At 73.1% G+C, this 24,325-nt stretch carries 19 protein-coding genes; 8 read left to right on the top strand and 11 right to left on the bottom strand.

The annotated features are described in order from the left end of the window. The first annotated feature begins 189 nt into the window (after positions 1 to 189). A complete protein-coding gene (locus tag AHOG_RS11090; RefSeq protein ID WP_093941293.1) occupies positions 190 to 837 on the top strand; it encodes an SRPBCC family protein in 648 nt (215 codons plus the stop codon). A 502-nt stretch (positions 838 to 1,339) separates the two neighbouring features. Further along, on the top strand, positions 1,340 to 1,810 hold the full coding sequence (locus tag AHOG_RS11085) for an STAS domain-containing protein (protein ID WP_093941292.1): 471 nt from the start codon (positions 1,340 to 1,342) through the stop codon (positions 1,808 to 1,810). A gap of 93 nt (positions 1,811 to 1,903) precedes the next feature. Here AHOG_RS11085 and AHOG_RS11080 read toward each other — a convergent pair whose 3' ends face one another. Together AHOG_RS11080 and AHOG_RS11075 are read right to left on the bottom strand one after the other, a co-directional pair. Further along, positions 1,904 to 3,124 (bottom strand): glycosyltransferase, encoded by a 1,221-nt coding sequence (locus tag AHOG_RS11080; RefSeq protein ID WP_093941291.1) that lies wholly within the window; start codon positions 3,122 to 3,124, stop codon positions 1,904 to 1,906. A gap of 699 nt (positions 3,125 to 3,823) precedes the next feature. Then, positions 3,824 to 4,471, bottom strand: coding sequence for a D-glycero-alpha-D-manno-heptose-1,7-bisphosphate 7-phosphatase (locus AHOG_RS11075; protein ID WP_093941290.1), 648 nt, complete (start codon positions 4,469 to 4,471; stop codon positions 3,824 to 3,826). 223 nt (positions 4,472 to 4,694) lie between these two features. On the opposite strand from AHOG_RS11075, the gene AHOG_RS11070 reads away from it, so the two are divergent. Then, positions 4,695 to 5,489, top strand: coding sequence for an ATP-binding protein (locus AHOG_RS11070; RefSeq protein WP_157736763.1), 795 nt, complete (start codon positions 4,695 to 4,697; stop codon positions 5,487 to 5,489). Beyond that, positions 5,486 to 6,445, top strand: coding sequence for a glycosyltransferase family 9 protein (locus AHOG_RS11065; RefSeq protein WP_093941288.1), 960 nt, complete (start codon positions 5,486 to 5,488; stop codon positions 6,443 to 6,445). The genes AHOG_RS11070 and AHOG_RS11065 overlap by 4 nt, the downstream gene beginning before the upstream one ends. Before the next feature lie 87 nt (positions 6,446 to 6,532). Here AHOG_RS11065 and AHOG_RS11060 read toward each other — a convergent pair whose 3' ends face one another. Next, the gene (locus tag AHOG_RS11060; protein ID WP_093941287.1) at positions 6,533 to 7,408 is read right to left on the bottom strand and encodes a TerC family protein; all 876 of its coding nucleotides are present in this window, start codon (positions 7,406 to 7,408) and stop codon (positions 6,533 to 6,535) included. A gap of 235 nt (positions 7,409 to 7,643) precedes the next feature. Here AHOG_RS11060 and AHOG_RS11055 point away from each other — a divergent pair, with 235 nt between their 5' ends. The 3 genes from AHOG_RS11055 to AHOG_RS11045 all read left to right on the top strand — a co-directional run bounded on the left by AHOG_RS11055 (position 7,644) and on the right by AHOG_RS11045 (position 11,508). Next, positions 7,644 to 8,822 (top strand): thiolase family protein, encoded by a 1,179-nt coding sequence (locus AHOG_RS11055; RefSeq protein ID WP_093941286.1) that lies wholly within the window; start codon positions 7,644 to 7,646, stop codon positions 8,820 to 8,822. Positions 8,823 to 9,046: 224 nt separating this feature from the next. Next, entirely contained in the window at positions 9,047 to 10,729 is a 1,683-nt protein-coding gene (locus AHOG_RS11050) for a bifunctional 3'-5' exonuclease/DNA polymerase (RefSeq protein WP_211290576.1), read from the top strand. A gap of 149 nt (positions 10,730 to 10,878) precedes the next feature. Beyond that, positions 10,879 to 11,508, top strand: coding sequence for a nucleoside/nucleotide kinase family protein (locus tag AHOG_RS11045; protein ID WP_211290575.1), 630 nt, complete (start codon positions 10,879 to 10,881; stop codon positions 11,506 to 11,508). A gap of 27 nt (positions 11,509 to 11,535) precedes the next feature. Here the strand turns inward: AHOG_RS11045 and AHOG_RS11040 are convergent, their stop codons facing one another. The 5 genes from AHOG_RS11040 to AHOG_RS11020 form a co-directional block, all read right to left on the bottom strand. Then, positions 11,536 to 14,139, bottom strand: coding sequence for a serine/threonine-protein kinase (locus AHOG_RS11040; RefSeq protein WP_245856692.1), 2,604 nt, complete (start codon positions 14,137 to 14,139; stop codon positions 11,536 to 11,538). A 174-nt stretch (positions 14,140 to 14,313) separates the two neighbouring features. Continuing rightward, positions 14,314 to 15,012, bottom strand: coding sequence for an FHA domain-containing protein (locus AHOG_RS11035; protein WP_093941285.1), 699 nt, complete (start codon positions 15,010 to 15,012; stop codon positions 14,314 to 14,316). Beyond that, positions 15,012 to 16,346: a VWA domain-containing protein gene (locus AHOG_RS11030; RefSeq protein ID WP_093941284.1), complete on the bottom strand. Its 1,335-nt coding sequence runs from the start codon at positions 16,344 to 16,346 to the stop codon at positions 15,012 to 15,014. Before AHOG_RS11030 ends, AHOG_RS11035 begins: the two co-directional genes overlap by 1 nt. 102 nt (positions 16,347 to 16,448) lie before the next feature. Next, the gene (locus AHOG_RS11025; RefSeq protein WP_093941283.1) at positions 16,449 to 17,603 is read right to left on the bottom strand and encodes a PP2C family protein-serine/threonine phosphatase; all 1,155 of its coding nucleotides are present in this window, start codon (positions 17,601 to 17,603) and stop codon (positions 16,449 to 16,451) included. 3 nt (positions 17,604 to 17,606) lie between these two features. Beyond that, complete coding sequence (locus AHOG_RS11020) at positions 17,607 to 19,991, bottom strand: serine/threonine-protein kinase (protein WP_376700031.1); 2,385 nt, start codon at positions 19,989 to 19,991, stop codon at positions 17,607 to 17,609. Here AHOG_RS11020 and AHOG_RS29865 point away from each other — a divergent pair. Next, a complete protein-coding gene (locus AHOG_RS29865; protein ID WP_245857127.1) occupies positions 19,942 to 20,133 on the top strand; it encodes a hypothetical protein in 192 nt (63 codons plus the stop codon). The two genes, AHOG_RS11020 and AHOG_RS29865, sit on opposite strands and share 50 nt — an antisense overlap. Positions 20,134 to 20,422: 289 nt before the next feature. On the opposite strand, the gene AHOG_RS11015 is transcribed toward AHOG_RS29865, so the two are convergent. From AHOG_RS11015 to AHOG_RS11005, 3 genes are read right to left on the bottom strand one after another with little or no spacing between them, the layout of a single operon-like run. Next, positions 20,423 to 21,781 carry a hypothetical protein gene (locus tag AHOG_RS11015; protein WP_093941281.1) on the bottom strand — a complete coding sequence of 453 codons (1,359 nt, stop codon included), beginning with the start codon at positions 21,779 to 21,781 and terminating at the stop codon, positions 20,423 to 20,425. A 22-nt stretch (positions 21,782 to 21,803) separates the two neighbouring features. Next, a complete protein-coding gene (locus AHOG_RS11010; protein ID WP_093941280.1) occupies positions 21,804 to 22,781 on the bottom strand; it encodes a glutamate ABC transporter substrate-binding protein in 978 nt (325 codons plus the stop codon). After that, entirely contained in the window at positions 22,778 to 24,208 is a 1,431-nt protein-coding gene (locus AHOG_RS11005) for a hypothetical protein (protein WP_093941279.1), read from the bottom strand. The genes AHOG_RS11010 and AHOG_RS11005 overlap by 4 nt, the downstream gene beginning before the upstream one ends. Between the last annotated feature and the right edge of the window lie 117 nt (positions 24,209 to 24,325).

The following is a 24,325-nucleotide window of genomic DNA, read 5'->3' as shown; positions in this document are numbered from 1 at the left end:
AGGCGGAGCGGAACTCCGCCATGCCGATGCCCGCGCGTGCCCGGTGCGGCGTGCGCCGGGCACCCCTTGCGCCGCCGTGGGCGGGGACGACGTCACCGAGTCGGGGAGAACCCGCGGCGCCCGACACGTGTGAGAAACCGAGACGCGGGTATCCGAGCGGGAGCGCAGTCCAGCGAATGGAGGATCGTCGTGGCGACCATCACGAAGTCGGTCGACGTGCATGTCCCGGTGTCCACGGCCTATGACCAGTGGACCCAGTTCGAGTCGTTCCCCCAGTTCATGAGCGGAGTGGACCGCATCGAGCAGCTCACCCCGACCAAGACGCACTGGAAGACCTCGATCGCGGGGGTGACTCGGGAGTTCGACGCCGAGATCACCGAACAACATCCCGACGAGCGAGTGGCCTGGCGCTCCACGAACGGTCCTGCCCAGAGCGGCGTCGTGACGCTGCACCGCCTGGACGCATCGACGACGCGGATTCATCTCCAGATGGACTACGAGCCCTCGGGCCTCGTCGAGAAGGCGGGCAGCGGGCTGGGCCTGGTGGAGCGCCAGATCCAGGGCGATCTCGAACGGTTCCGCGAGTTCATCGAGGCTCGAGGCCAGGAGACCGGTGCCTGGCGCGGCGACGTCCCCCGCGCTCCGCAGAAGCCCGCGCCGAACGCGACGACCCAGAACGCGACGGCAGGCGACACGGGCTCCACCGAGCCGCCGAAGCCCGGACCGTCCGGACGCCCGAAGCCCGGTCCCCGTCCCGGGCCGCGGCCCGGTCCGCCGAACCCGACGGGCAAGCCCGCGGCACCGGACACGAGCGGTCCGCGCCCCGGCCCACGCTGATCCCTGGACACGCCCGCGAGCGACGACCGGGCACGACCGCCACACCCGCCACACCCCGGAGGCCTCTTTCCCGCGTGACGCGGGAGGGAGGCCTCCGGCATGTCCGCCCGGTCGACTCCGACTCCACACCAGGGACAGTCCGTGGCCGTACCCGCCTCGACCACCGGCAGCAGCGCACACGGGATTCCGATATACGCGTGCCCGCGAACCCGCGAAACCCCTCTTTCGAGTGCTCGACTGAACCGATTCGCCGACCGAGCGCATCGTGTGGCAACGGAATCGAATTCCACTTCACCCCGATCTCAAGGAGATATCGACTCACCCGTTCGCGCGTGTACGGTGACGGAGAGGGAGGCGGCGGGAGCCGGCTGACCGGCCGAAATCGGTCCGGCGCACCCGGACGCAACCCGACAGGAGAACCTCACAGATGTGAAGAATCGGCGTCGCCCGGGCTCGGCGACGACTTCGAGGCCGCGCCTGGGACCACGGAGAAGAGGAATCCATGAACTCATTCGAGAATCGGTCCTTCCCCGTAGTCGACCGGCATTCGGCACCCGCGGCGGGTCGCACGCCCCCGGTCGATTCGGGTCGATACGACCGCGACCGCGCCGAACGCGCACTGGCCCTGTCCGTGGAGCACTCCCCGGACTCGGCGACGGTGATCACGTTGGTCGGCGAGGTCGACATGCTCACCGCACCGCTGCTCGATCAGGCGCTGGGCGAGCAGCTGGAGGACGGCGGCGACCCGCTCGTCGTCGATCTGCGTGAGGTCGACTTCCTCGGCGTCACCGGACTCGCCGTGCTCGCCGACGGCCTGACCACCGCCCGAGCGACCGGGGTGGCCCTCCGGCTGTTGTGCGCGGGACGGCCGGTCCGGCGCGCGCTCGCCGCGACCGGAATGGACGATCCGACGACCGTGTACCACACCCTCACGGACGCACTGACGGTCCCGGTGCCGCGCGGAGCCTCCTGAACGCAAGGAGGCAGACGTCGACGACGCTCGGCGGACGACCTGCCCGCAGGGACGGGGCCTCGATCGCGGACGTCGAGGTCATGCAGGCAGGGCTCAGACACCCTGTCCCACGGCGAGCGGCTCCTCGGGCGTCTCCGCGGCGACCAGTCCGTGGTAGAGCCGCGCGGTGTCTCCCGCGATACGGGCCCAGGAGAATCTCGCCCTCGCCCGGTCGCTGCCCGCCACGCCGAGCGACTGGCGTCGCGACGTGTCCCGGACCAGGCCGCGCAGCGCGGCGGCGAGCGCGCGACCGTCGCGCGGGGGGACGTGCAGCCCCGTCACTCCGTCCACCACCGTGTCGACGGGGCCGCCCGCCGAGGCCACGACGACCGGGATCGCGCAGGCCATCGCCTCCACGGCGGTGGCTCCGGAGGCTTCGTACCATCCCGCGCAGACCACCGCGTCGGCCGAGCGAAGCAGCGCGGGCAGCTGCCGCCGAGGAGTCGGTCCCGCCCAGTGCACCCGGTCGGCAACCCCGAGCTGCTCCGCCACCGCCCGCAGGCGGGCCGCGTCGGCGTCGCGCCGAGCATCGCCGTCCCGCGCCGTGTCCTCGATGATCACGAGTTCGGCCTCAGGGAGCAGCCGCAGCGAGCGGATCACGGTGTCCAGGCCGTGGCGGGGCTCCGGCCCGCCCGTGCAGACGACCCGGAATCTGCTGCCGCGCCGAGCCGCGGGACCGGTGGGGGTGAACCGGTCGACGTCGACGCCGCAGGGCAGCACGGTGACGGAGGACCGGGGCACGCCCATGCGCACGAGTTCGACGGCCTCCGACGTGCACATCGCGGTCACGCGGTCCACCGAGCAGGCGATCGTCCGCTCCAGGCGACGACGCCGCGGTCCGCCCGCTCCCTCGTCCCCTTCGACTCGTCTGACGACCACGCCCAGGTCGTGGAACGTCTGCACCACCGGCAGGGCCAGCCTCCGGGCGGCCAACAGCGCCGCCAGGCCGGACATCCAGGAGTGCGCGTGGACGACGTCGGGCGGCGCCGCGTCCCACGCTGCCGCCAGTTCCCCCGCGAACCGGCCCAGGTGCGGCAGCCGTGCCTCCTCGGCGAGCGGACGGGCGGGGCCCGCGGTCACGGGCACGACGCGCAGGTCCGCCGCCTCGGCGGCCTCGGGGAGGTCCGGAGAATCCCGTCTGGCGTAGATCGTGACGTCGTGATCGACGGCGAGGGCGGCCGACAGCTCCGCCACGTGCACATGCCGCCCGCCGAGGTCGTCCTCATCCGGGTCGGCCAGTGGACCCGCCTCCTCGGAGACCATTGCGATCCTCATCGGGGCTCCTCTCTCGGCTCGCCGTCGTCGAGTCCGCAGGCGATGTCACGTCAGCCAGGCGGTCCGCAGGCGTCGACGTGGCGGCGCCGTACGACGGACTCCTTCTCCGCTGGAGCGGGACGGCCGGGCCGCCGGATGCCGCGATCTCCGGGTCGGCGGTCAGCCTGCGGGCGAGGTGCCGATCACGCGGGCCGGCGTACCTCGACCGTTCCGTTCGAGTCGGTGTCGTCCTGGACATCTTCCGTGCCATCGTCGCGACGGGCATCTTCAGCGACGAGTGCCCCAGCCTGCGTCGCCGGACCATGCGACCCGGTCGGCGCACGGGCGCGCCGATCGACGGTCTCGCGTCGGCCGTCGTCGATCGCGCGCCGCGCGGGCGGGGTACGAACGCGGCCTCCAGGGCCGACCGGCTCGGCTCGGGCGGCGAGACGGAGCCGCCCGAGCGTCGACCGCCCCACCGGGAAGGACGGGAAGCTCAGTCGGCGGACTCTCGGGGGTCGCCTGCCTGGGGACCAGCCCGGCGAGACGGCCGTGTCCGGCCTCGAACGGACGAACAGCGAGGTGGTACGTCGTCCGCCGAGATGGGCGCTCCGGCCGACGGGCGGGCATCACGGTCCGACGTCGGCGGGTCCGACTCCCGCCGGTGGGCGATGCACGGCGACGCGGCCGGGCCACGACGGCCGCGGCCACGCCGGGAGGTCACCGCAGGCGACCGGTCGGACGACGGCCGGGCTCGGGCGACCTCGGGTCGGGCAGCATTCCGTCCGCGATCACCCCCGGCAGCACGAGCCCCAGGGCGATGTCGACGGCGAGGTCGAGATCATCGGCGATGAGCGCGGCCGCGTCGATCTCCGCGGGCAGCGTCGCCGGACTCGGCACCAGGATCGGCGTCGCGCCCGCCGCGAGGGCCGCCTGCACATCGCTGCCGGTGTCACCGATCAGCACCACCTCGGCGACCGGGACGCCGAGCCGCCGGGCCGCCGAGAGCACCATGCCCGGCCTGGGTTTACGGCAGGCACAGCCGACTCCGCCGTGCAGCGGAGGATGCGGGCAGACCTCCCACACGTCCAGACGGCCGAGCTGCGCCTCGACCGCCCGATTCACGGCCCTGACCTGTTCCGGGACGAGCAGACCACGCCCGATGCCGGACTGGTTGGTGATCACGCCGACCGGCACGCCCCTGGCACGAAGCCGTTCGACGGCGCGCCGGGCCGACGGCACCAGCCGCACCTGCCCGGGGTCTCCGTTGTAGGGCACGTCGTCGATGAGCGTGCCGTCACGGTCGAACAACACCGCCGAGACCCGGCCGGTGGGCCGTCCGGTCGCCGCAACACTCGTGGCCTTCATGTCCGGAGGAGTTGCCGAGGCGGCCGGCCACAAACGTGAATCGACCGACTACTACCGACGGTAGCCGCGCTTCACTCCAGCCGGGGGCACACCCCCACCGCATGGGCAAGAGTCGTCACGGGACGTCTCGGCGGGAACGTCACTCGCGGTGTGTAAGAACGGCGAGGGCGGGTACTGCCACTCGACGACCCGGGCCTTTCGACACTCGTGAGGTGATCATGTGGTGACCGTCAAGCCCGCCGAGACCGAGCAGGACTCCATGGCACGCGGCGCGGACGTCCACCTTCGGGTGGCGGCGACGGCGGAGCGCATCGCCCTGGTTCGGGGGCTGGCGGGGGATCTCGCGGCACGCGAGGAGTTCGACATGGACCGGGTCGAGGACTTCCGACTCGCGGTCGAAGAGGCGTGCGCGGTGCTCATCAGGCAGGGCGTGGCGGGCGAGTTCCTGCACTGCCGGTTCCGGCCGTCCGCCGAGGGCATCGAATTGACGATGCGCAGCGCGACGCGCGGTGCCGTCGAACCCGTTCGGGACGGTTTCGGCTGGCATGTCCTGGAGACTCTGAGCGACTCGGTACGACTCGTGTTCGATCCGCCGGACGTCCACTCGGGGCTGGCCACGATGCGGTTGGAGATCGCGGTTCGCCGTCACTCCTGCGGTCAGCGGGCTGAGGCGGACGCGGCGGAGGCTCCGACCGCCGAGATCCCGAGAGCGGAGAAGCCGACGGCGGAGATCGACCTTCGGGAGAGCCTGCCGGGCGACGACGTCGCCTGCACCCCGACGAGGCGGCCCGCCGCCCGGCTGCCGCGCGCGAACCCCGACTTCCTGGAACCCCGGGCGGATGCCGAGTCGCACGGCGCCGAGGACCACGGCGGTGCGGCCGACGACGTCCCGAACCGCGACATGGCCGCACCGGCCGCGGGGACCGCCTCGATGACGTCGACCGTCTCCCGACCGGACAGGCAGGCCGGAACGTCCCTGCGGAACGCGGCGGCCGAGACGTCCGGGAGCGCGCAGTGACGACGCCGCGGCGGGTTCGGAACCTCGTCGTGCTTCGGGCGCTGGGCATCGGCGACCTGCTTGCCTCGGTGCCCGCGCTGCGCGGGCTGCGGGCCGCGTTCCCCGCCCATCGGCTGGTGCTGGCCACCACGCCCAGCCTGGCACCGCTGGCGTATCGGACCGGCGCCGTCGACGAGGTCCTCGGGGCGCACGGGCTCCGGGTGCTCGACTGGCCGGAACGCACCGAGGTGGCGGTGAACCTGCACGACCGGGGGCCCAAGAGCGCCCGGATACTCGACGCGCTCCGGCCGGAGCACCGCATCGGACATCGCGCCCCCGGCTGGGACGGCCCGGAATGGAACCCGGTGGCCGCCGAACGCGACCGGTGGTGCGGGCTGCTGGCCGCCCACGGCATGACCGCCGATCCCCGGGATCTGCGTCTGGTCCGACCGAGAAGATCGGCGGGCCTGCCGAGGGTGGTCGTCGTGCATCCGGGCGCACCGCGGATCAGCAGGCGCTGGCCCGCCGAGCGCTTCGCGAAGGTGGCACGGGGCCTGCACGACGCGGGTCATCGCGTCGTGATCACCGGTTCGACCGCCGAGGTCCCGCTGGCCGTCAAGGTCGCCGAACTGGCCGGGCTGAGCAGACGGCAGGTGCTGGCAGGCCGCACCGACCTCGACTCGCTGGCGGCGTTGATCGCCCGCGCCCGCCTGCTGATCTGCGGTGAGACCGGCGTCGCCCATCTCGGTTTCGCGTTCGGCACTCCGTCGGTGGTGCTCGCGGGCCCGGTTCCCGCGTCGACGTGGGGACCGCCCGAGGGCGGACCCCACGTGATCCTCTCGGTCGACCGGCTACGCCGCGGCGATCCCTATGCCGACACGCCGGACCCGGCGTTGCTGGCCGTAGGCAGCGACTGGGTGGCCGCCTCGGCACGCAAGCTGCTCGCGGGCCTGCCGAGGCGGACCTTCGCCGTCTGACGCCGCTCGCGGCACGCGGCCGTCGCGTCGGCGACGGGTCGATCCGGTTCGGGGATCGCGGGCCGAGGCGTCACGCCGACGTCCGAATCAGCCGCGAGCCCCCGTCCCCCGCGGCTTCGCGCCGTTCCCCGCGCTCGGCGCGACCTCGGCGATGGTGGAGTCGCCCGCCGCTTCCGTGTGCTCCGCCGACACGGCGACGGCCTCGACCGGTTCGGGAGCGTCCTTGACGTAGGTGGCCCGCAGGTGCACCGGCTCGTTCCTCGTCCGATTGGCCTTGGCCCGCAGATTGAGGAACTCGACCACGATGGAGAAGGCGATCGGACCGTAGACGTATCCCTTCGGAATGTGCTGGTCGAAGCCCTCGGCGATGAGACTCGCACCGATGAGCACCAGGAAGGTGAGCGCCAGCATCTTCACCGTCGGATGTCGGCCGACGAAGTCGCTGATGGGCCCGGCGGACACCAGCATGATCACCATGGCGATGACGACGGCGGCGACCATCACGGCCAGCTCGTCCACCATGCCCACGGCGGTGATCACCGAGTCGAGAGAGAAGACGACGTCCAGTACCAGGATCTGGGCGATCACCGAGGCGAAGGACGCGACCTTGCCCGCCTTGGCGTGTTCGTTGCCCTCCAGATGCTCGTGGATCTCATAGGTCGCCTTCGCGAGCAGGAACAGGCCGCCCGTCAACAGGATCAGGTCCCGGCCGGACAAGCCCATGCCGAACACGGTGAACAGATCCTCGGTCAGTCCGATGATCCAGGACAACGACAGGAGCAGCAGCAGTCGGGTGATCAACGCGAGACCCAGTCCCAGCGTTCGCGCCCTGGCCTGCTGTTCCGGCGGCAGCTTGCCGGAGAGAATGGAGATGAATACGACGTTGTCGATGCCGAGCACGATCTCCAGCAGAAGCAGCGTCGCGAAGGCGACCCAGACCTCCGGGCTGGTCAAGAGCTCCATCCTTGTGCCCCTCTTCCAGGAATGACGCGAGTGCCCGACCATCGGGCACTCGCGAAGGGGACGACGATAGCGATCAGCGATGAAAGACGATGTGAACGATCTGGTGGATCGCAGCGGAGTGAATCGGTCGGATCGGCGAGGGTGAACGATCGAGGGGCGTCCCGGCATGGCTTCCGACGAAGCCGGGATGGCAGGCTGAGGACACCGCCGTCGGCACCGTTCGAGGAGACGCACCATGACCAGCGCAGTGATCGTCGACACCGTCCGCACCGCCTCGGGTCGGGGCAAGCCCGGCGGCGCGCTCGCCGAGGTGCACCCGGTGGACCTGCTGGCAGGCGTGCTGCGCTCGTTGCGGACCCGCAACGACCTCGATCCGGCCCTGGTGGACGACGTGATCGGCGGCTGTGTGTCCCAGGTCGGCGAGCAGAGCTTCAACATCACCCGCAAGGCGGTGCTGGCGGCGGGCTTCCCGGAGCACGTGCCCGCGACGACGATCGACCGCCAGTGCGGCTCCAGTCAGCAGGCCGCGCACTTCGCGGCGCAGGGCGTGCTCGCCGGGGCCTACGACGTGGTCATCGCCTGCGGCGTGGAGTCGATGAGCCGGGTCCCGATGTTCTCCTCCATTCAGGACGCCGAGCAGTACGGCGCGGGCATCGCCGACCGCTACCCGGAAGGCCTGGTGCAGCAGGGCATCGCCGCGGAGCTGCTGGCGGCGCGGTGGAAGCTGAGCCGAGACGAGCTCGACGACTTCGCCGCCAGGTCCCATCGGCTGGCGGCGCGGGCCGCGGAGTCCGGCGCGTTCGATCGGGAGATCGTCGGCGTCCCGGTGGCCGACGGCGTGCACGAGCGGGACGAGACGGTGCGCCCGGCGACCACCGCCGAGAGCCTCGCCGGTCTGCGGCCGTGTTTCGTCGACGAGGCGGCGGCGACGCGGTTCCCCGAGATCGACTGGCGGGTCACCCCCGGCAGCTCCTCGCCGTTGACCGACGGCGCGTCCGCGACGCTGATCATGAGCGAGGAGCGGGCCGCCGCGCTGGGTCTGCGCCCCAGAGCTCGATTCCACACGTTCTCGGTGGTCGGCGACGACCCGACGTTGATGCTCTCCGGGGTCCTGCCCGCCACCCGACGAGTGTTGGAGCGGTCCGGGCTCGGCATCGACGATCTCGACGTGTTCGAGGTCAACGAGGCGTTCGCACCGGTCCCCCTGTTGTGGGCCGCCGAGTTCGGCGCGGACCTCGACCGCCTCAATCAGCGCGGCGGCGCCATCGCCCTCGGTCATCCGCTGGGCGCATCGGGAACCAGGCTGCTGACGACCCTGGTCAACACCCTGGAGGACACCGGAGGCCGGTACGGCCTGCAGACGATGTGCGAGGGCGGCGGGATGGCGAACGCCACCGTCATCGAGCGGCTCTGACTCGCTCGTTCGCAGCGGCTCGGGGAGCGGTTCCGCGCCGCCGAGGCCGACGGGCGGAGCAGGTCGTGCCGTCCGACAGGATCGGCGAGACCGGCGGCGGGCCCGCCAGTCCTGCTCGTGTGACCGACACGGCCCCGAGCGGGACGGCCGCCGTCGTGGCGACACGGGCACGCTCGACGTGCCGCCGCTGGTCGATGTCAGGGCGCTGGCCGAGGATGCACCGCATGTGGACTGCGGTGGCCTGCACGGACGGGCGAGGCGGGGAGACGGGCGGCGCGCTGGTGCGGGTGGACCGCGCCGGGACGCCGTTGGAACCGGTTCGAGTGGTGCGGGACCTCGCCGCGGCGGTGGCGGCGGAGGAGGCGGCCGCCGCTCCCCGATGGATCTCCGCCGACGCGGGCAGGCTCGCGAGCCGACTGGCGGGCGACGGCGTCCGGATCCGCCGTTGTCATGATCTGCGCCTCGTCGAGGCCCTCCTGTTGGGCCACGAGGGCCGTGCCGGTGAGCCGGCCGCGCTGCCCGCGAGCCTCGCCCGGCTGCGCGGCCTCCCCGTCCCGGCCGACGCGCCCGCCGCGGAGCCGGGCTCGACGCCCGCGCTGTTCGAGCCCGCCGCGCCCGCGCTGCCTGCCGGCGCCCACGAGATCGACGCGGCCGTGGCGGTGTACGCCGAGCAGCACCGTCGGGCCACGGCGACGAGTCGTCCGGAACGGATCGCGCTGCTGCTGGCGGCCGAGTCCGCGGGCGCGCTGGTCGCCGAGGAGATGGGCAGGCTCGGACTGCCCTGGCGCGCCGACGTCCATCATGACCTGCTGACGAGGCTGCTCGGGCCGCGCCCCGGAGCCGGTGTGATGCCGCGCAGGCTCGGCGAGCTGGCGGCGGCCGTCGGCGCCGCGCTCGGGGTGCGCGGCCTGCACCCCGACTCGCCGCAGGAGGTCGTCCGTGCCTTCGGTCAGGCGGGCATCCGGTTGTCCTCGACCCGATCCTGGGTGTTGCGCGAAGTGGACCATCCGGCCGTGCCGCTGCTGTTGGAGTACAAGGAGCTGTCCCGGATTCACACCGCGCACGGCTGGTCCTGGCTGGCCGAATGGGTGCACGACGGCCGGTTCCGCCCGCAGTACGTGCCCGGCGGGGTCGTGTCCGGTCGATGGGCCAGCCGAGGCGGCGGCGCCCTGCAGATCCCTCGAACCATCCGACAGGCGGTGATCGCCGACGAGGGCTGGACGCTGGTGGTCGCCGACGCCTGCCAGCTGGAGCCCCGGGTACTCGCCGCCATCTCGGCCGACCCGGGCCTGACCGCCGCCAGCCGCGACGCGGACCTCTACCGCACCACCGCCGCCGAGGCGTTCGGCGGCGACCGGGACCGGGCGAAGATCGGCATCCTGGCCGCGCTGTACGGGCAGACCAGCGGGGAGGCGGGCATGCTGGTCGGCGCGCTGCGGCGGCGCTTCCCCGCCGCCGTGGAGTACGTCGAGCACGCCGCCCGACAGGGCGAGGCGGGCGGGCTGGTCCGATCCTTCCTGGGCCGCACCTGCCCGCCGCCCGCGACGGAGGACGACCACCCCGACGAGGGCCGGGAGCCGAGCGACGGCGACGACCAGCGGTCCCTGCGCGCCGGCCGCGCCAGGGGTCGCTTCACCAGGAACTTCGTCGTGCAGGCCAGCGCGGCGGACTGGGCTGCCACGCTGATCGCCGTCCTGCGGACCGCGCTGTTCGAGCGTCGAGACGCCGAACTGGTGTTCTTCCAGCACGACGAGGTCATCGTGCACTGCCGAGACGAGGTGGTCGGCGAGGTGATCCGGCTGATCGATGCCGCCGCGCGGGACGCGGCGCGGCTCGTGTTCGGTGACACGCCGGTCCGCTTTCCGATGGAGACGGCGGCGGTCCGCTGCTACGCGGACGCGAAGTGACGTCGCCCTCGGCCGACGGCGAGGACTCGGCGGCCCGGGGTCGGGCGGGCGGATCGGCGGGCCGTGCCGTTCGACGAGGACGGCAGGGGTCGAACCCGACCGCCGGACGGTGCGGGCGGTGACGAGGCGGGCTCTGCGACGATCGACTCGTGACGTTCCGATCGAGCACTCCGGACCGGCTGCCCGCCGACCTGACCGACTGGATCATGGAGCATCCAGGCCGCCCCTGGCTGCGACTGGCGGTGGACGCGCCCGTGGCCGAGCAGGGCGGCGGGCTGGCCGCGGCGCTCGTCGACGAGCTGGTGCGGCGCGGCAGGCCCGCGCTGCGTGTCGCGACCGCGGACTTCCTGCGCCCGGCCTCGCTACGGCTGGAACACGGCCGTGAGGACGCCGACTCCTATCCGGACTGGCTGGATCGCGGCGCGCTGCGCCGGGAGGTGCTGACGCCGACCGAGGCGGGTGGCACCGGGCGGGTGCTGCCGAGCCGGTGGGACGCCGTCGCCGATCGGGCCACCAGGGCGGAGTACGTCGACCTTCGCCCCGGTGCGGTGCTGATCGTCGACGGCATGTTCCTGCTCGATGGAACGCTCGACTTCGACCTGAGCATCCACCTGGCCGTCTCGTCGCAGGCCATCGCCCGGCTGCTGCCTCCGGAGCTGCACTGGACGTTGCCCGCGCACCGGGACTACGCGGACACGGCCCGGCCGGAGCGGAGCGCGGATTTGATCGTCCGGATGGACCATCCGGACCGGCCTGCCTTCCGGCGCCGCACCGGCTGAGCCCCGCGTGTGCGTGGGCCGTCCGAGTCAGTCCTCCTGGTCGAACGGCGAGGTGAACCGTCGGGTTCCGCCGGGGCTCGCGGGCGGCGGCCCCCCGGCCTGTCCCGGCGGCGGCGCGCCCTGGACTCGGGTGGGCGGCATGGGTGCCGGGCCCGCCTGTGGATCGGGACCGCCGCCGGGCGGACGAACGACGTCGGTCGGCTCCTCACCCGAGGCATCGGCCCGGTCCGGCATGTCACGCTGCGGACCGACGCGGCCCGTCTGCCTGCCCGTCGCGCCTGCCTGCGCCGGACCGACCTGTCCCGCCGCCCCGGCAGGGCCGCCGAATCCGGGTCGCCCGACTCTTCCCGGCGGAACGGAACTCGACCCCGGTGTCGGCGGCGGACCAGTGGGCCTGCCGATGCCGCCCACGCCCGGCGCGGGTGCCGGGCCACCGTGCGCGACGGGTCCGGACTGCGGCCCCGCGGGTCCTCGATCGGTTCTGCCGGGGCCGGGATGTCCTCCCGGGCCTCCCGGGCCGCCGGCGCCGCCCGGCCTGCGGGGCGGCAGCGGCGGCCTGCCCGCCGGGCCGTTCGGCGCGGCGCCCGGACCGCGCTCGGCGGGACCCGGCGGGACGACGGGCGCGGCGGGGCGGGTGGCCTCCTCGGCGGGCCCGCCGCCCGAATCGGGCGTGGCGTCGGTCGGTCGCAGCCGCTCGGTCACGGAGCCGTCGCCTGCCCCGGAACCGTTCAGGAACGAGGTCATCTCGGCGGTGATCGCCGTCAACGTCGGACGGCTCGCCGGATCCGGCCCGAGTGCCGCGATCAGTCGCGGTCGGTGCCTGCTCCGTTCCGGCAGATGCACGACGTCCGCGGCCTGCGCCGCCGCCATCAACGCCGACATCGGGCTGTCCCGGTACCCCCTCGGCGGACTGCCGGTCAGCGCGTAGGCCACCGTCGCGGCGAGCTGCCAGCCGTCGGAGGCGGGCGTCGCGGGCTCTCCCCTGGCGACCTCGGGGGCCAGGAAGTCCGGGGTGCCCACCATCATCCCGGTGGCGGTCAACGTGCTGTCGCCGTCGCTCCTGGCGATGCCGAAGTCGATGAGCTGCGGGGCGCCCGCCTCGTCGATCAGGATGTTGCCCGGCTTGACGTCCCGATGCAGCAGGCCCTTCTCATGGGCGGCGTTCAGAGCCTCCGCCATCGTCCCCCACAGCCTGGCGGCGGCCACGTCGTCCAGGAGACCCGACGCACGCACCACCTCGGACAGCTGATCGCCCGCGATGTACTCCATCACGATCGCCAGCCCGTCCGTGCCGTCGCCGAGATCCTCGAGGATGTCGTAGATCCGCACGCAGTGGGGATGCCGGACCGCGGCCAGGGCACGCGCCTCGCGCAGCATCCGTTCCTCGGTCTCGGCGTCGGGCGCGTGGGCGATCTTCACCGCGACCTGTCGGTTGAGGCTGGTGTCCTCCGCCAGCCACACCTCGCCGAAGCCGCCCTTGCCGAGTCGGCGGATGCGTCGGAACCGGCCGCGCCCCGCGCCGCTGCCGCTCACCGGCACGTGGCCGCCCAACAACGTCGGCACGTCGACACCGGAGGCCGAGTCGGACTCGCCGCGGGCCGACTCGCCCGCCGGGGCCGCACCGCCGAGGAAGAACGGCAGCGGTCCCGGCGTGTCGGCGAGCCTGGGCGGCTGCTCGGCGGCCTGCGGCGTGACCTCCGTGGAGTGCGGCGGCAGGATGGGCTTGGGCTCCTCGGGAGGCCTGCCCGTCCGTGTCGTGGGCGGCGGTCGATGCGCTTCGGCAGCCTGCTGCGACGGCGGCTGTCTGCGGGCCATCGCCTGATACTGCTCGTCCTCCTGCGCGAGCCGACGCGCCTCGCGCAGCTCCTCCGCGTGCTCGGCATCACGCCTGCGCTGATCCTGATGTCGACGATCGCCCTCGTCGGAGTCCGACCGCTCCGACCACTCGATGACCGCGTGCGGCGGCGGGCCGACCGCGAGGAGCACCAGCGCACCGAGGAAGACGGCGGGCAGCAGGCCCACCCAGAGATGGACGACGACCTGGGCGGTGAGCCCGACGGTGAAGAGCGCCAAGAGCGCGAACGGCGCCCACAGCGTCACTCCCGGCCAGATGGGGCCCCGCCTGGCCACGAGCCTGCCCTGCCAGGACACCAGGGCGATCAGCACGATCGGCAGGGCCACCAGCGCGGCGATGTGCAACCAGCGCAACGCCGAGTCGGCTCCGATCGCGTCGCCGACGGTACCCGAGGACAGCAGGTACTCGCCCTGCGTGGTGAACCGACCCACGCAGACGCCCTCGGCCATGTCGAACCGTGCCTCCGGCGCCAACGGGCCGCTCCCCGCCGCGGCGGCGCTGATCACGTCCGAGACGCCCCGGAACATCAGCAGCGGGATGACGAAGGCCGTGCACACGCCGATCAGACCGATCAGCAGCCCGGTTCCGGTGTTGTAGCGGTTGCCGATGCCCTTGCGGAGGATCGCGATGATCAGACTCCCGAAGGAGATGATCAGACCGACCAGGAATCCGGCGCCCGTCACCGTCCACGCCCATTCGCCCGGGCAGAAGTTCGCCCCCACCAGGCGGTGCAGCCAGGACAGGAGTGCCGCCGCGAAACCACCGACGGAGTCCACTGGTGTCGCCCCTTTCCTCACGGTGCCGTCGTCGTCGAGCGAGCACCACGGCCGCGTCCCAGGGCCACCCGCGGCAGGCGGCGAGCCTGCCCGTACACGATAGGCCTGCGGCCGACGCCGCCGTAGATCAACCCCGGCGTCGGCGGTGTGTCGGCAGGCGTCCTCGGTGAGCGGTCACCGAGTGCGCTCGGTGCGCAGCTCGACAGCCGTCCAGGCGCCGAGGAACAGACGAGCACCGTCGGCGAGCGTCCTCGGCGTATGGGCACGGACCGGTTCGCCGTCGCCGAGCACGGTCCCGTTCGTGGAGCCGAGATCGACCAGTTCCCAGCGGTCGGCCGCCGTTCGGGTCAGCCGCGCATGCCGTTGCGAGACTCCCGGGTCGTCGCCGAGATCGACGTCCGGCGGAATCATCGCCGTCCCGCCGCCTCTGCCCAGGAGCACCTCGGACGAGGTGAGGGCCACGCGACGCGGCGGACGGTCGAGCGGCGGCACCAGACTCCGCACGTCGAGACCCTCGCGCGCCGTCACCGCCTCGAACCAGTCCGGGTCGACGGTGATCAGCGCGTGCCAGCGCGGCTCGGCACGGGAGTCGACGTCGTCGGCCGCGCGTGCGAAGGAGTCGCGGCCGCACTCCTCGCAGAATCGACCGCCGCGGGGCGTGCCGCACTCCGGACAGCGGCCCGGCTCGACGACGGGCACGATCGGATCCGGCGAGCCGGGCTGCGACCAGGGCAGGACAGGCGCGGCGGGCACCACGTCACCGCCTCGCCACCACGGCACCGGGGAGACGGGCCGCGCCGCGGTCAGCTCCCGACCGCAGACCTCGCAGTAGTCCACCGCGGGGGTGGTGTGTCCCGCCGGGCAGGTCCGCATCACCGTCCTCCCCGGTCCGTCGGTCGTCGCAGCCCGGCCGTCCGCCCGGAACGGACGTCCAGGGTCATCTCCGCCTCGGCGCTGACCCGGGAACGCAGTCGAACGGTGCCGGTGTGCTCGTCTCGCTCGACCACGGCGGCCAGCAGTCGCGCGGTGTCCTGATTGCCCGCAGCCTCCGCCAGCTCGACGGCGCGGCTCAGGCTGCTGGTGGCCGTGTCCGGGTCGCCGCCCGTTCTGGCCGCCAAGCCCGTCCGAATCGCCTCGACCAGTTCTGACTGGCCGGTGTAATGCCCCACCACCCGGTCGACGAACGTCGCCTGCGCGAGGTCCGAGGTGCCCTCGGCGAGGACGAGCCCGGTCGCGAGCGGGCCCACGTGGTCGAATCGCGGGGCGACGACGCTGATCCGCGCGGCCAACCGCCGGTCGGCCTGTTCGACGGGCTCGATCTCGACTCCGACGTGGTAGGCCCGTGTCTCGGCACCCCATGATCCGATCGGGTAGTCGCCGGTCATCGCGCCCGACGGCACCCGCCGTCCGCTCAGATCGACCACCGTCGGATCGACCTGTTTGAGGAAGCGGAGTCGAGCGGTCCGCGGCGTCCACACTCGGAGGGCGACGTCCGCGGTCTCCTTGCCCATCGCCGCGTCGATCATCGCGCGGAACTCCGCCGCCAGTCGCCCCGGCTCCGCGATGATGTCCACCGTCCCCGACAGGGCCTCGGCGATCCGGCGCAGCTCCGCGACCGCCCAGTCCGTGCCGATGCCTCGGCAGTCGCAGACGAACCGGTCTCGGCAGGCGGCCAGGCACATGTCCAGCGCGGCGGCGTCCTCCCCCTGGTTCACGCCGTCGGTCAGCAGGACGGCGTGCCGCACGCCCGCGGGGGCGCCGCGGAACAGCTCCTCGGCCAACAGCAGCCACCGACTCATCGCGGTGCCGCCCACGGCACGCACTGCACGAATCGCCTTGGCGGCCGCCGTCCGGCTCCTCGGATCGGCCCGCGCGAGTCCTCGATGCGCCGGATACACCATCCTGGCAGCCGAGTCGCCCGCGACGACCGCGAAGCGCACTCCCTCGCGCAGCGCGTCGACGGCGCTCACCGCGGCCTGGCGGGCGGCGGCGATCCTGGTTCTCGGCCAGTTCATCGAAGAGGAGCAGTCGAGGATGACGACCACGGTGGTGTCCTCACCGCCCGCGCGCCCCTCGGCCGTCCCGCCGTCGTCGGCGTTCGAGGCCGCCCCGGCGGTCACCGTGACGATCGCGTCGACGTCGCGCCCGCCGACAGGCAGGAATCTGTTCTGATCGATCGTGATCCGAAAGCTCGGCCCGTTGCCCATCCCGACGACTCCTCTCGCCGCGCCCCTCCGGCGCCGGTGCCGGCGCGCCTGAGACCGTCGACGGCGCCCGAGACCGTCGACGGCGCCGACACGCACCCCGACTCAGACGGTCGTCGCGTCCCGCCCCAGAGGGAACGGCACCAGGGCGACCGTGATGTTGTCGTGACCACCGCCGCGCAGGGCGAGGCTGGTCAGTTCGCGAGCCGCGGCGAAGGGAGCCCCGAGTCCGGCGACCCGGACCGCCGTCTGCGTCGGATCGCCGAGGTAGTGCCACAGGCCGTCGGTGCAGACCAGCACGATGCCCGGCCCGTCCGGTCGGAAGCTGACGACCTCCGCGGGCCTGCCGTCGGAGTCCGCGCCCAACCAGCGGCACAGCGCGGCCGCGCGGCGGTCGCCCCGAACCTGTGCTTCGGTCATCTCACCGGTCGAGACCATCTGTCGGGCCCAGGAGTGGTCCAGTGTCAGACAGGCGGAGCCGCCCGAGGCGACGACCTCGGTCACTCGGTTTCGGTGCGCCTCGGAGCTGATCGCGATGTCCGCTCCCCCGACGACGCCGGGGTTCACCACCGTGGACTCCGGATGGGGCAGCGCCAGCCAGTACGCCCGGCTGTCCCCCACCCAGCCCACGGTGACCTCCGTCGAGGTGACGACCGCCGAGACGAACGTGCAGGACGGCGGATCCCGGTCGGCCGCGTCGGTGTGCAGTCGGGCCACCGACTCGGTCGCGGCGCGGACGGCCCGACGCGTCGCCTCGGCGGGCTCCGAGCCCGCCCGGACGGCCTCCGAGAGCAGCTCCGCCGCCGTGTACGCGGCGACGCGGGAGGCGTCCTCGGCCCGTGACGAGGAGGACACCCCGTCGCAGACGACCACCACGATCGCCTCCGACCCGTCGGGGGCCTGCTGCCTCCGCAGGCCGAAGGCGTCCTCGTTGTGATGGTGGCGCAGTCCCCGGTCGCTGACGCCCGCGACGACGTCGAGGTCGACCTCGACCCGATCGTTCTCGGCGGGCTTGGGCCGGCCGCAACGGGCGCAGTACCCGTCGTCGGTGAACCGACCGTGCCCGCACGAGCCGCAGACCGGCGCCCCGGCCGGTACGGGGGCGAGCTCTTCGGCGGACGCCGCCTCGGCCAGGACCGGGCCCAGGTTCTCGCCGCAGTCCTCGCAGAAGAGGTCGCCGACGATGGTGACGTACTCGCACTTCGGGCACGCCGGGCCGCTCGGCTTCTGACCGGCGACCGAGGTCTGTGATTGCGACATCAGCTACACCAGAGTTCGGGGGCGAAGACTGTTCGCCCGGTCCACCAGGGCGATGCGTTCGGCCCGGTCGTCGACGGCCCTGGCGAGGCTGCGGTAGCCGCGCTCAAGACCGAGTCGCAGGATGTGCTCGTCCAGCTCATAGCCGAACACGCGGCCGGGCGCCTTCGGACGCCCGCCCACCCCGGCGCCGACACCGCGCACCCACTCGTGGGCGGCGCGCAGCACCTCCACCGTCAATCGCGCCCGTCGTTCGGCGTCCAAGCCGAGCGGCTCCAGTCTGCTCGCGGCGTCGAGCAGGTCCTGATGGCCCAGTTCACTCGGGCTCCGGCCCTGCACCCGCGCCAGGATCGCGGCGATCCTGGCCGCGACATGGTGTCTCGAGGTGTCCGGCACCGATTCCAGGACGAGCACGGCGCCCCGAACATCCCCGGTACGCAGTCGGGCCCGTGCCAGGCCGAACGCCGCGCTGACGAAATCGTGGTCGGTACGCCAGACGACGTCATAGCGACGGGCGGCGGCGGCCACGTCGCCTCGGAACTCGTCGGTGACCGCCACGGCGAGCCGGGTCGCCTGTTCTCCGGGGAAACGGTCGTACAGGGCCTCGAAGCGGTTCCTGGCGTCGTTGAGGTCACCGGCGGCCAACGCTCCCAGCGCCAGATACCAGGCGATGCGCCAGTCGTCCGGGTCCTGCCGGGCCAGCTCTTGGAGCACCTGCCATGCGAGCCGCAGCTCGCCCCGGTCGATGTGCGCCCTCGCCAGACGCAGCCGCACCTCGTTCGTCTGCGCGGCGGCCCTCAGCTGCTCCGGGCCGGCATCCTCGGCGCTGAGCAGAAAACCTGCGGCCGGATCGGTCGGATCGACCATCGGGACCGGCAGGGCCATCGCCACCCGGCGTGTCTCCAGCACGGCCGTGCCCGAGACGATCTTCTGGAGATCGTCGACGCCGAAGCTGCGCCGTTCCGGTGTGAACATCGGCGACACACCGGGCACGGGCTTGCGGTCGCGGACCGCGACGACCTCACGCAGCACACCGGTGAGCTGCTCGGCCATCTCGTCGGCCGAGTCGAACCGGCGGTTGGGATCGGTGTGACACGCCCGGCGCAGGAAGCGCAGGAGCGACTCGTGCTCGGCCAGAACCGGCACGTCGGCCGGGTCGGGCAGCTGTTCCTTGAATTCCTTGTTGTAACCGGGGAAGTGGAAGCTGAGGACCGCGAGCAGCCGGCCGACGGTGTAGAGGTCGGAGGAGATCGACGGGCCGATGGTCGCGATCTCCGGCGCCTGATAGCCGATCGTGCCGTACACCGCGCCGTAGTCGTCGTCGACGTGCAGGACGGCGCCCATGTCGATCAACTTGATCTGTTCGGTGGTCTGGATGACGTTGTCCGGCTTGAGGTCGCAGTACAGGAGGCCACGTTCGTGGAGGTAGCCCATGGCGGGCAGGATCTCCAGGACGTAGGCGATGGCCTGATCCAACGGCAGCGCGGCCGTCGGTCCCTCGGTCTTGCGGCGTTCGGTGAGGATGTCCCGCAGCGACTGCCCGCCGACGTACTCCATCACGATGTAGCCGACGGTCTCCGCCGCGCTCGCATCGGCGGGCTGCACGACGTTGAAGATCCGCACCACGTTGGGATGCTCGACCTCGGCCAGCGCCCGCTGCTCGTTCAGCGTCGCCTCGACCGCGTCCGCGTCACCGTCGTTGAGCAGTCCCTTGAGGACGACCCAGCGGTCGTGGACGTTGCGGTCGCGCGCGAGGTAGATCCAGCCGAACCCGCCGTGGGCGATGCAGCCGAGCACCTCGTACTGGCCTGCCAGGACGTCGCCCGGCCCCAGCTTGGGGCTGAACGAGTAGCGCGCCCCGCAGTTCGGGCAGTAGCCGTCGACCCGGCCGGGCCTGCCGCCCCGGCTGCGTCCGACCGGCTTCTGGCAGCTCGCGCAGTACCTCTTGTTCTCGGCCACCTGGGGATCGCTCAGCACGACCGAGGCGGGGTCGCGGGCGGTCACCTGCGGCACCTCGACGAGTCCGCCGCCCAGCCTGCCGCGCCTGCTCGACCGGGTCGATCCCCTTCTCGACCGGGCCGACCCGGTGCGACTGGACGTCGAGTTCGTACCCGTGGGCCGGTCGCCGCGCACCGAGGTGCTCGACGTCGGATCGTTCGAGGACGCCCCGCTCCCCGCGGCGAACGCGGCGCGACCGGGCGGACTGGTCACCACGGTGCGGTCCGGGCCGAGGCCGGATGTCGCGGGCTGCGCGGCGGGCCCGGGCGGGCCCTGCCTGGGCTGCGAGGTCGACCGAGCGGTGGCATGCGGCGGGTGAGGCGGCGGACCGACCGGGAAGGCGGTGGACACCGTCCCCGGCGGCGGCCCCGGCCTGCCCGGCGGGACCGGCACGGGCGTCCGGACGGTCAGCGGCGGGATCGGCGGCGCGCCCCCGGGCCTGCCGTGGGGCGGTCGCGATCCGACCGAGACGGAGGTGCTGCCCGGCGGTGGCGCGGACGGCGGACCACCCGGCAACGGCTGGGCCGGCCGCTGAATCATCGTGGTGCCGTGCGCGGCGGGGTTCACAGGCGGGACGGGGTTCGGGGGCGAGGCGGCGGGAGTCGACTCGTCCGCGCCGGACACCCGGCGGCGGCCCTCCCCGTCGACGCCGCCGAGCCGGGCCGCCACGCGCGAGGGCGACGGCGGCTCGTCGGCGGCGGGGTCGACGAGCCGGTTGACCACCGAATCCGTCCTCGGCTGGTCGCCGATGCTCGGCGGCCCGCCGCACTCCTGACAGCGGCCGTCGACCACCCGGCCGGCGCAACCGGTTCGGGCACATGCGCTCATCGTCGCCCCTCTTTCCCCGCCAGCCCGCGTTGATAGCGGGTGACGGCCCTGGTGGCGGCGGCCAGGTCGCACGGCGCGCGCCACAGCAGTTCATGAGCTTGTCGGTGCAGGTCGAGCAGTTCGGGGTCCTCCAGCAGGCCGAGTCTGCCCGCCTTCGCCTGGAAGGCGTCGAGCCTGCCGCGCAGTTCACGCCGCCGAAGCAGCAGCTCACCCGCCCGATGCAGGGCGTCGGCCGCCTCGGCCGCGGCCTCGGCGCTGCGAACCCGCAGCCAGGCGGCCGACTCCGCCGCCGCGGCGGAACGGCCGGTCCGCCACAGCCGTTCCAACCGGGTGAGGGTGGCACGCAGTTCCGGAGCCGCGGCGGCTCGCGGCGGCAGCGCGGGATCGGCGACCTTGGCCAGCACCTCGGCGCGGACCCGATCGGCCTCGGCCTCGGCCAGCGTGACGTCCTCGATGGCCGCGTGCAGCTCGGCCAGCACCTGTGGCGCGGAGTCCCGCATCCGCGCGATCGTCTCCACTCGGTCGCCGATCCTGTGCAAGGCCGCGAGCAACGGCGCCAAGTGGGCGTCGAGGTCGAGTGGAAGTGCCATGTCGGCGGGCTCCTCGGCCGCCGAGGGAGCCCGCGCGCCCGTCGAACCGACGGCACCGGCCGCGGGCCCTGCCCGGTCGTGGCCTGCCCGGTCGCCGTCGGTCCGAGCGGAGCCCAGCGGGTCGGACACCGCCCGCATTCGTAACCCGGTCAGCGCCGCGGCGAGCTCGCGCAGCTCCCGATCGAGCTCGGAACCCGGCTCGGCTCCGCCGACGGCGCCTGCCCGAATCCGCAGCTCGTCGAGTTCGGTCTGCACCGGGTCCAGACGGGCGGCGACCCGCGTCCAGACCGCCGCCGCCCGAGCGACCGCCGTGCCGACGTCGATGAACGCGGCGTTCATGTCGGCGAGCAGATCGCCGACGCTGACCCGCACGACGCGCTCACGGGGGCCGAGCAGGCCGCGCCGCTCCAACGGAAGCTCCACCCGGGAGAGCTCCACCGAGGGCCCGGTGAGCAGCGCCGCGAGTTCGGCGAGCTCCGCGGGACTCGGGCGTGCTCGGCGTGCTCGCACCGCGTCGGCGGACTCCACGGTCCGGCGCAACAGGTCGAAATGCGTCCACAGCAGGGTGAGCCGCTCCCGGGCCCGTGCCCATTCGGACCGTGAGCCCGGAGCCAGCTCGACGTCGTCGAGGACGCGACGACCTGCGTGGTCCTCCAGTTCCAGCAGCGCCCGCGCCGTGCGTTGCACGCGGTCCCGATGCGTGCCGAGCAGCGCGTCGAGCGCGTCGAGCGAGGGCGCCGCGCCGGACGGGCCGGGAACGCTCATCGCAGCACCTCCGGCACCCTCGTCAGTCCTGGTAGTTCGCGGCGGGCGGCGCGGGCGCGGGACCCAGGTCGGTCAGCCAGGTGTTGTACATCCGCTCCCACGTGCCGTCCTGGCGCATCCGGGCCAACAGCGCGTTGGCGAAGCGGACGAAGTCCTCGTCGTCCTTGTTGAAGGCCATCCCATAGGGCTCGCTGGAGAACCGGTCGCCGACGACGTGGAGCTGCGGGTCCTGTCGCGCCATGCCCGCCAGGATCGTGTCGTCGGTGGAGAAGCCCTCGACCTGCCCCTGTTGCAGCATCACCAGGCAGTCCGCCCAGTCCGCGACGGCCACCGCGACCAGTCCGGCGTCGTGGGCGTCGATCCTGCGCAACGAGGTGGAGCCGCGTGCGGAGCAGACCCGCTCACCCGCGAGGTCGGCGACGTCCTCGTACTCGGAGTCGCGGTGGACGAGGAGCCGTTGTCCCGCCTCGAAGTAGACGGTCGAGAAGCTGACGTTCTCCCAGCGGTCGCAGGTGACGGTCATGGTGCGGACGACGACGTCGACCGTGCCGTCCGCCAGCACCTGTTCGCGCTGCTCGGAGGTCACCGTCACGTAGCGCACCTTGCCCGGCTCGCCGAACAGCGCCTCGGCCAGCTCGTTGACGAGGTCGATGTCGAAGCCGGAGAGCCCCTCGGCCGTCGGATCGCGATAACCCATCAGGTACGTCGTCTGGTCGACGCCCGCGATGAGGAAGCCGCGGTCGACGATCTCCTCCATCGTGGAGCCCGCGGGCATCTGTCCCGGGGTGGGAAGCCCGCCCGAGGGACGCAGGCTGGCCGTCGGGTCGCACGAGGGGTTGTCGGCGGGCGGCGGCTCCAGGCCGCTGGTGACCTCCGCTCCGACCGGCGTCGGACGTTCGACGTCGACGTCGACGTCGGCGGGCACCCCGGGGCCTCCCGCACAGCCTGCCAGGACGAGCACGGCCGTCAGCAGGGCGGCGAGACGACTTCCAGACCTCATCGGTACTCCCTCACGCGCTGCCAGACACCGGCGGCCGCGCCGACCGCCGCCACCACTGCGCAGCCCAGCAGGCCGACGGCGAGGCCGCCGAGCGCGCCGTGCGCGTCCGCCGAGCGCAGGCTCATCGTCGTCCTGACCGCCTCGAGCGCGGTCAGCAGGTTCTCGTCGACCTGGGTGAACGCCTCGCTCGCGGGTCCCATGGCCGTGTCCACGGCCGCTTCGTAGCTGCCTGCCTCGTCCAAGGCCCGCAGCTCTTCATGTAACGACATCCACTGCTGGTTCTGCTCGATCGCGGCGTCGACCGCGGCACGGACCTCCGGATCGACCGCCAGGTCCCGAGCCTGACCGAGCAGCCCGCCCGCGCCGTCCGCACCGCCCAGCGTCTCGGCGGCGTCGGCATGGTCGGTCACGTAGACCTCGCCTGCGGCCCCCTGGGCCACGAGGGTGAGCGTCTCGCCGCTCCTGGCCTGCAGGGCCGCGATACGGGCCTGGGCCAGGACGTCGACCTGTTCGGAGCCCGCGGTGCGGCTCTCGTCGAGCGCGGTCAGCATGGTGAGCTGCGCGATCCCGGTCCAGGCCAAACTCGCGACGACCGCCAGCGTGGCGACGACCAGGCCGATGTTGAAGACCCGGTTGGTGCGCCGGAAGAGGTGTATCTGCACGAACACCAGGGCGGCGAGCAGCAGCACTCCCAGCACGACCTCCACGATCGGCAGCGCGTCGGCGCGGTCCTGATCCTGGATGACGCCCGCCATCTCCGCGTCGTAGAGATCCTCGGCGGCGGGCAGCATGGTCGACTGCATGAGGCCGGAGGCCTCTCGCAGATAGGCGGCGCCGACGGGGAAGCCCTGCCGATGATTGGCCCGCGCCGCCTCGACGAGTCCGGTGTAGACGGGCAGCTGGTTGGAGAGCCGGGCGACCGGCTCGGAGAGCCAGCCCGCCCCGCCCGCGCCGTGGGCGGCGGTGGTCAGCGCGTCGGCCGCGGCGGCGATGTCCTCCTCATAGCGCTGTCGGACGTCGAGGGGTTCGCCGCCGCCGACCAGGAAGGCGCCCGCCACCGTGGCGTCCGCGTCGGACAGCGCGCCGTAGAGGTCCTGGGCGGCGATGCTCAGCGGTTCGCTGCGCTGCACCAGGTCGTCGAGGCCGTTCTCCTTGGCCTGGACGGAGAAGAAGCCGACCACACCGGTGAGCACGCTCAGCAGCACCAGGCCGAGGCCGAGCAGCGCGAGGCGACCCGGCGTGGTGGAGCGCAGGGTACGCAGATCGTCGAGATAGCGCCGTACCGCGCCGCGTTCCCGGGGCGCCGCGGCGGGCTCCGGCTGCCCCGGCGTCTGGGCTCTCCCGGTCCCCGACTGCCCGGGCCGCTGCGGGGACCCCGGCCGGACCCGCGGGCCGCCGGACCGGCCGGGCGGTCGGGGAGCGCTCATGGTCGCCGCTCCCGTCGCCGAGCCGAGGCGGGGACCGGGTGGTCTCGCCGAGAAAGCGACGACGCCCCGGCTCGGGAGCACAGCCCGGTCGGCGTGTCAGGACCCCTCACCGCGTCA

It is taken from the genome of Actinoalloteichus hoggarensis (assembly GCF_002234535.1).
In the GTDB taxonomy this organism is placed as follows: domain Bacteria; phylum Actinomycetota; class Actinomycetes; order Mycobacteriales; family Pseudonocardiaceae; genus Actinoalloteichus_A; species Actinoalloteichus_A hoggarensis.
The sequence above is the reverse complement of the archived record's forward strand: the minus strand, read 5'-3'. Positions and strand labels throughout refer to the sequence as shown.